Origin of the sequence: Sphingomonas sp. TREG-RG-20F-R18-01 (assembly GCF_022662475.1) — a bacterium.
Taxonomy (GTDB): Bacteria; Pseudomonadota; Alphaproteobacteria; order Sphingomonadales; family Sphingomonadaceae; genus Sphingomonas.
Genome location: NZ_JAKNQQ010000004.1, coordinates 399,369 through 405,787, shown reverse-complemented (window position 1 = coordinate 405,787; position 6,419 = coordinate 399,369). Strand labels below are relative to the sequence as shown.

The window sequence follows — 6,419 nt, the reverse complement described above, 5'->3', positions numbered from 1 at the left end:
GCTAGGACGCTTGTCAGGCTGCGCATTTCGGCAAAACGGATAGATTATCGTCATGGCAGATGTGAAGATCACGACCGACCTACAGCTCGACGATGCGACAGTGCGCGTCTTGCGCGACTTGTTCGGGTGCACGGAAGGGGAACTCGGCGCGAAGCTCGGGCCTTACGTAAAGGCCGCGGCCCACGAATATATCGAGATGTTCACCGGCGCCGCGCCGATCACCAGTGCGACTGACGTACGCGAACCCCGTTTGGTTGCGATCATTCGCCACGGCCTCGGCGCAATCCCCAAGCCGGCAGAGCTCGGCCGTCTGTTCAAGATGACCACGACCGGCGCCGCGACCCTTGTTCAGAATGTCTCAGCGAAACACGATGTCAGCGTCGGGCCAATTTACAACGCAGCACTCTTGGCCTACGTCACCGCAGCGAAACCGGACGAAGGCGCGAAAGCAGGCAAACATTTCGTCTCGATTGATAACGTGGCCATGGTCCGTAAACTCAACGATCTGCTCCGCGGAGCCGATGAACCGATGACACTTGTTCGACTGACAGAGGATAGCGCCAGTCTCTACGGGATGGACCCCGCCTCCAAAGAATATCTGATCAAGGTACTTACCCCTCTTGCCGAGCGCGGGAATGGCGGCTGAGGCGGGCAATCTTGATCAGGTACTTGTCGCCGCGACGCTCGTTGCAGCGAGCCTCGCGGTGCTATTCGTCGTTTGGCAAGCGGATGTCGCAGCAGCGCTTGCGCTTAAACCCAACATCGGCGGGAATGCGAACGACGGTGAATCGCGGGCCACTGTGCGATGGGTGCTGTTCACGCGGTCGCTGCCGCTGCTCGCAACTGCGATCACCACTTTCTTGATCCTGCTCCACCAGATTGCCCCGATCCTGCAGGAGGTGGGTCGATGCATGAGGAAGGCTTGTACATTCGACGATGCGAAGGCCCTTGCGGTCGTCAACGTCGCGGTCGTCGGCCTGCTCGTGCTCGGACTCTTCGGCCAGCTCGTCTCGCACTGCGTCAAATGGCGGCGGCTTGGAGGGTTCGCCTGGCTCATAAATAAGAAGCCCAAGGCCGGCTAGCTTGACGCCCGACGCGTCGCGTCGGAGCCGCCCATCAATTCCTAGGCCGGTAGTTGAATCGCAGGTTTCGGGTCACGCAGCTGAGAATGCCGCCATTCGTTGCGACAGATCAGTTAGACTGCAAGAGTTCTAGGGCCCTGGCGGGAGAGCCTGTGAAAGGGCGCTAGTCGGTGCTGAAGTAGCTTTTCCCGGAAATCCCGGCGCGATCGAAGAAAGCCTGGTTGCGCCCCCGTGCGTCGCCCAGAAGCGTATCCCAGCCGACAAGTTCGATCGAACCAAGAAACCCGTCGCGCGGTTGATAGACCCGTCCACGCCCGTCCGCAGTCCGCTGCCATGTGTACGTCCAGTCGTCTAGCTTGCCGACAATGTCGGCGACGACGAAGCAGTGGAACACGGTGCGGTCATCGAGCTTGATCGGACGGCCCTTTACATCTGTCATGGTGCCCGATTGCAGCCGGCGGACATAGCGCTCTACCTGCAGCTGCGGGTTCTCGTCGTCCGCATAGCTGGTCCGTCCGGGGCGCTTGAACTCGATCAGCAGCACCTTCGACGGTTCCTCGACTTGGCGAAGACCATGGACGTAGTCGAAGATGAGCACATCAGGCCGCTCGTCGCTGTCGGTCGCGGCTGACAGGGCGCTGAATTCGACATCGGAGCTGAAATATTGCGCGAAGGTGAGGCGCTCATCGACGATCCACAGGTCGTGCGAGCTCGCGGGTGCCACCTTCTTGGTCCCATCTTCGAGCGTGTTCACACGTAACGGGCAGATGAAGGAGTGCAGCACGTCCTCGCGCTGGTAGGAGCTGTCGCGCGTGTCGTCGCGGACCTTCTGCATCAGTATCTCGATGAAATCGAGAACGACCTTCCGGCGGATGATGTACTCGGCGAGGCTGCGCTGCTCGGCGTCCTCAATCGCCTGGCCAGCCTCGCTCACCGCCGCTGCGAAAGAATCCACGGTGACGGCGCCATCCTTTAGCCGATTGAGGACGGACCTGATCTTCTCGGCCTGGCGCTGGTCACGCCTGAAGCGCTCCCGCGACAGATGCCCGTAGATCGCGTCGTCATTGAGTTCACCAGAAGGCAGCTTCGCCTGCAGTTCCTCGGTGCTCCCGAAGGCCACCGATGGATATGACTGCGTGATCTCCTGGATGATGCCTCGTTGCTCTCCGCTCAACTCGGCCAGCGGCTCCTCCAGAAAGCGCTCGATTTCGACGGTGCAGACATCGTTGATGATGCGATCGAGGATAACATCCTCGAACATGAAGGCGGTCCGTTCCTGGTTCACGTTCCGGTCGAGAAACTCGCCTGTCAGGATCGCGTGGAACACGCGGTCCCCACCGGGTCCGAAGTATTTTAGTCCCAGCTTGCCGTCGATGCTCTGCGAATAGACGGTCCGATCGTGCGCGATGAAGTGGACAAAATGCGATCCCTTCAGGTCGGCGCTCGCCACCTTATCGCATTCCATGAGGGTGAGGAGCAGTTTGCCGTACTCCTCTGTGACCAGTTCAATCCCGGCCTCCTTGCGATGCACGATCTTGTCGATGTCGCCGGGATAGTGGCGCGTCTCGTCGCCGACGTAGACCGTGACCGCCGGGCACCTTCCGCCGATGAACGTCGGCAGGAAATGGGACGTTAGATGCTGAAAGACGAAGCTGTCACGCCCGGGAAAACAAGCTTGGTAGCCGTTGTCGCGCAGGCCCTCGAAGCGGACGTGGAAAGAAGTCCCCGCATCGGAGGCCGCGGGTGTTTCGACATAGCCCTCGATCTGATCGTCGTTCGCCAGACGGAACCCGAAGCTCCGGCTCACCAAACGATCGTCATCCTGGAAGACTGTCTTCACGTCGATTTTTTGAAAACAGTCCAGCCACAACAGGCGGCCGACGCCCTTGCCGCCGATGGCGAGCTTGTTGTCAGTGTCTGTCGTCGTGAAGGCCTCCCAATTTCGTTCGTCGAGGCCAAGCCCGTTATCCTCAACCGTAGTCCAGACACCCTCCTTCTTGCGATTTGTGTTCACCGTCACGACGACACGACCGTTCGTCGTCACCGACTCGCCGAACTTGTTCTGCGTCGAATGGATGGCGTTGCTGATCGCCTCGAACAGCGGCTGCATCGCCGCCGCGACTGACGTCGGCTTCGGTAGTCGGTCGATGCGCTTCACAAGGTTCGGACGGAGAGATGTCACGCGCGCAGAACAACGTGGCACCCTGTGGAAGTCAAGCCGAGGCGGGTGGGGCAGGCGCTCTCATGCGGTTTGCGGTTCTAGCCGGTCTTCGTGGTGCGCCCGAGGATACTCCGTAGGCATCAGCCGCCGGCGTCCTGATTGGCCGCAGGCGGAATGAATTTGCCATCCATCGTGAGGAATCTGACATATCCAGTCTCGATAGCGGCAGCGACCGTCTTAGGGTCGCGCGTGCCGTTCACGCTTATGGCACGAGCGTCCACGAAGTTTCGGACTGCGAACAGCAGCGCATGACCGAAACCTTCCGGATCGAATTCCTTGAGCTTGAGCGGAGGCCGGGTGCCAGCGATCATGACGGTGGTCTTGTCGTGGACCAATGACATGAACGTCGGTCGGCTGATCAGATTGCGGTTGGCGACCGCGAACATCGCCCCGACCTCGCGCAGTTGCAGCTCCGAAATCGGTCCCTCGATAAGGTCCAGACGCTCGGACCACGCGCTTTCCGCTGCGGTGGAATCGTTCAAGGTAGCGACGATGCCGATCCGGCCGAGCCGACAGATCAGCGTCTGGTCGAAGGTGAAGTCGAGATAATCATAGCCATCGCTCGAAAGCGCGCCGTCGATCTCGAAGATCTGTAGCGAGCCGATCGTTTCCGGCATCAGGCTTGCCTTAGTGAATGGCGATCTCGCGACGGCATGCAGGTGGTGCATGTCGCCCCAGTCGTAGATGTCTCCGATCACCTCGTGGCCAAGCCGGCGATCCTTGTGCACCCTTACGGTGCGGTCCTTGAGGTGGACCTTGAAGAAGAGCAGCGACAACCAGGTGAATAGGAGCCTCAGGTTCGCCTCGTCGAGGCGCTGCACCAAATCCTCAAATTTCCCGTCCAACAATTGGGAGACTGGCGTTTCCACCTGCACCCCTAGAAGGCTGTTGCATTCGACGCAGCACGGAACCGTATAGCTGCGATAATGACGATGCTCGCCAGTGGGCAGTATGACCGTCTTGTCGAAAAGGTTGTAGCGCTTCAGTAGCCAACGCGGGACGATGTGCTCGTCGTTGAATTGCTTGTCGTGCGGGAAGGCCCCGCAGATCAAACAGCCATTACCCATGACGATGTCATCGATGAAGCGCTGGCAGCTGAACAGAAGTATGCGGCCGTCGCGAGCGACGATCGTCTGGTCGAGCTGATCACTCACGATCGGCTTTCATTTTAACCAACGTTCTTCCTTCCTTCGCCGGCGCAGACGCGCCTAGCCGCGTGCTAATGAGCCCTTCTCATTGCAAACGCGCCGCCGAGCGAGCTGACCACCCTAGCATCCAGACTGATATATGCCCGCGTCTCATTCTGCATAAAATGGCAGCTTTCGGGCAGATCCAGAGGGATGGTGAACGACCGGCATTAGCGCATTGCTGCCGAAGCGAGATCCTTGAATGAGCGTCCGCTTACGCCTTCTGAGCGCCTGAAAGCGGACAGACCGTAATCCACCAAAGATTACGAAAAGCAGACCTATTCCTATGTGGCCATTTCCGAGGTGGGCTTGGAAACGAACTTGTACACGGTACCTCGAGAAATTCCGAGTTGGCGTGCGATATGGGCGGGCTTCATACCGTCGGCGATCAGCTTTTTAACCGCATCGGGATCGATGCGCGCCTTGCCGCCCTTGTAGACGCCCCTCGCCTTTGCGGCCTCGATACCTTCAAGTTGCCGCTCTCGCCGAAGGTTTGTCTCAAACTCTGCAAATACGCCGAGCATATCGAGAAATGCCTTTCCGGCAGCAGTGCTGGTATCGATCGGCTGTTCCGTCGCCTTAAGCCCAATCCCCCTGCCTTTCAGCTCATGCACAATATCTTGCAGATCCTTCATTGACCGGGCGAGCCGGTCGATACGGGTCACCACCAGCGTGTCTCCTTCACGAAGAAAATCGAGCAGGACTTGCAGCTCGGTTCGCGCGCCGCGTCCGCTCCCCGACTTCTTCTCCGATCGGATAGTCTGGCAGCCAGCGGCGCGCAGAGCGCTTTGCTGGATACCCAGATCCTGCTCGGAGGTCGAAACGCGTGCATAACCGAAAAACGTCATCTGAACCTCATCTGTTCAATCAGGTTCTAGACCGTTTGTGCGGGGTGTTCAATCTATATGTGAACAACCCTGATTGAACAGCGGAATTGTTCAGCGCAGTGTGTTTACCCACGGTATACCCTGATGTAACGACCTCAGCTTTGCATTCGACTCGGAACCGAAACATGAATGACAAGAACGGTTTTTCGCGACCAGCAGCAGACGAAATGATTTCGAGTTGGCTCAAACGGGTCTCGATAGACCTTGGTTTCGGAAGCACTAAGTGCCTTCTTGAAGCCCTTGGTTGGCCAGTATGCAAAGACTCTGAGATCGACTTCGCTTGTCCAGAGACTCTTTTGCGGAAAATAGTAGACGTCACTGAAGCCGATTTAGCCCAAATGCACAAACACACATTTACATCTACAGAACGACTGCCCTATCCGTCGGATAAGTCGTTCTCTGCTGACATAACTGGTTATATTTGGGGTGCGTCACCAAGGGATGTTACCCGACAGGCCGTCCTTCTAAATAGGTTTGGCTGCGGATCGCTCGTAATCAAAAGGCCCAGTGATAGTTGTTATGATCAATTTCATAGGGAACTAGCATTTAGAGAATTGATGAGAACGCCAGCAGGCAGCTCCCTGGCTTTTGCACGGTATGAGTCATTGTCACTTGATTCAGAAGAACTCATCAATCGCTTGAAAAAAGCTGTTTCCAAAAGAATCATTGTTCATTTTGCAGAGAGCAGCACCACGATCTCGATGCGGGAACAAGTTGACGATCTCCGCAAGGAAATTATGCGGAGCGCAACTCATTCACATTATGCTAAAATGCGCAGATCCTCGGCACGGCTGCTCATCCGCGGTTCAGCCTTATCCGATGAGGAGCAGCTTTCAATATTTGAAGCGTATTGCAGTGGCAAATCGACTGTCAGCGAACTGTGTTTGCAATATGGTGTTTCTTACGCCCCGATATATAGATGCTTGCACCGCATAAACGGAAACAATGGCTTGCCAGAAATTTCAGGATCTACAAGACGTCGCGCAGGCCGAATTCCCGGACGCAATAAATTGGCTAACAGGGGATGCTGACCCGCCCTTTC

Annotated in this window: 6 protein-coding genes; 3 read left to right on the top strand and 3 right to left on the bottom strand. The window is 57.3% G+C overall.

Annotated elements, in window-relative coordinates:
- Nucleotides 1–52 precede the first annotated feature (52 nt).
- On the top strand, nucleotides 53–646 hold the full coding sequence (locus tag L8K25_RS14100; protein WP_242139608.1) for a hypothetical protein: 594 nt from the start codon (nucleotides 53–55) through the stop codon (nucleotides 644–646).
- On the top strand, nucleotides 636–1,082 hold the full coding sequence (locus tag L8K25_RS14095; RefSeq protein ID WP_242139607.1) for a hypothetical protein: 447 nt from the start codon (nucleotides 636–638) through the stop codon (nucleotides 1,080–1,082). The genes L8K25_RS14100 and L8K25_RS14095 overlap by 11 nt, the downstream gene beginning before the upstream one ends.
- 163 nt (nucleotides 1,083–1,245) lie before the next feature.
- Here L8K25_RS14095 and L8K25_RS14090 read toward each other — a convergent pair whose 3' ends face one another.
- The 3 genes from L8K25_RS14090 to L8K25_RS14080 all read right to left on the bottom strand — a co-directional run bounded on the left by L8K25_RS14090 (nucleotide 1,246) and on the right by L8K25_RS14080 (nucleotide 5,338).
- On the bottom strand, nucleotides 1,246–3,240 hold the full coding sequence (locus tag L8K25_RS14090) for an ATP-binding protein (RefSeq protein WP_242139606.1): 1,995 nt from the start codon (nucleotides 3,238–3,240) through the stop codon (nucleotides 1,246–1,248).
- A 143-nt stretch (nucleotides 3,241–3,383) separates the two neighbouring features.
- Nucleotides 3,384–4,457 (bottom strand): hypothetical protein, encoded by a 1,074-nt coding sequence (locus L8K25_RS14085; RefSeq protein ID WP_242139605.1) that lies wholly within the window; start codon nucleotides 4,455–4,457, stop codon nucleotides 3,384–3,386.
- 317 nt (nucleotides 4,458–4,774) lie between these two features.
- Entirely contained in the window at nucleotides 4,775–5,338 is a 564-nt protein-coding gene (locus L8K25_RS14080) for a recombinase family protein (RefSeq protein ID WP_242139604.1), read from the bottom strand.
- Nucleotides 5,339–5,502: 164 nt separating this feature from the next.
- On the opposite strand from L8K25_RS14080, the gene L8K25_RS14075 reads away from it, so the two are divergent.
- Entirely contained in the window at nucleotides 5,503–6,408 is a 906-nt protein-coding gene (locus L8K25_RS14075) for a helix-turn-helix domain-containing protein (RefSeq protein WP_242139603.1), read from the top strand.
- Nucleotides 6,409–6,419 lie beyond the last annotated feature (11 nt).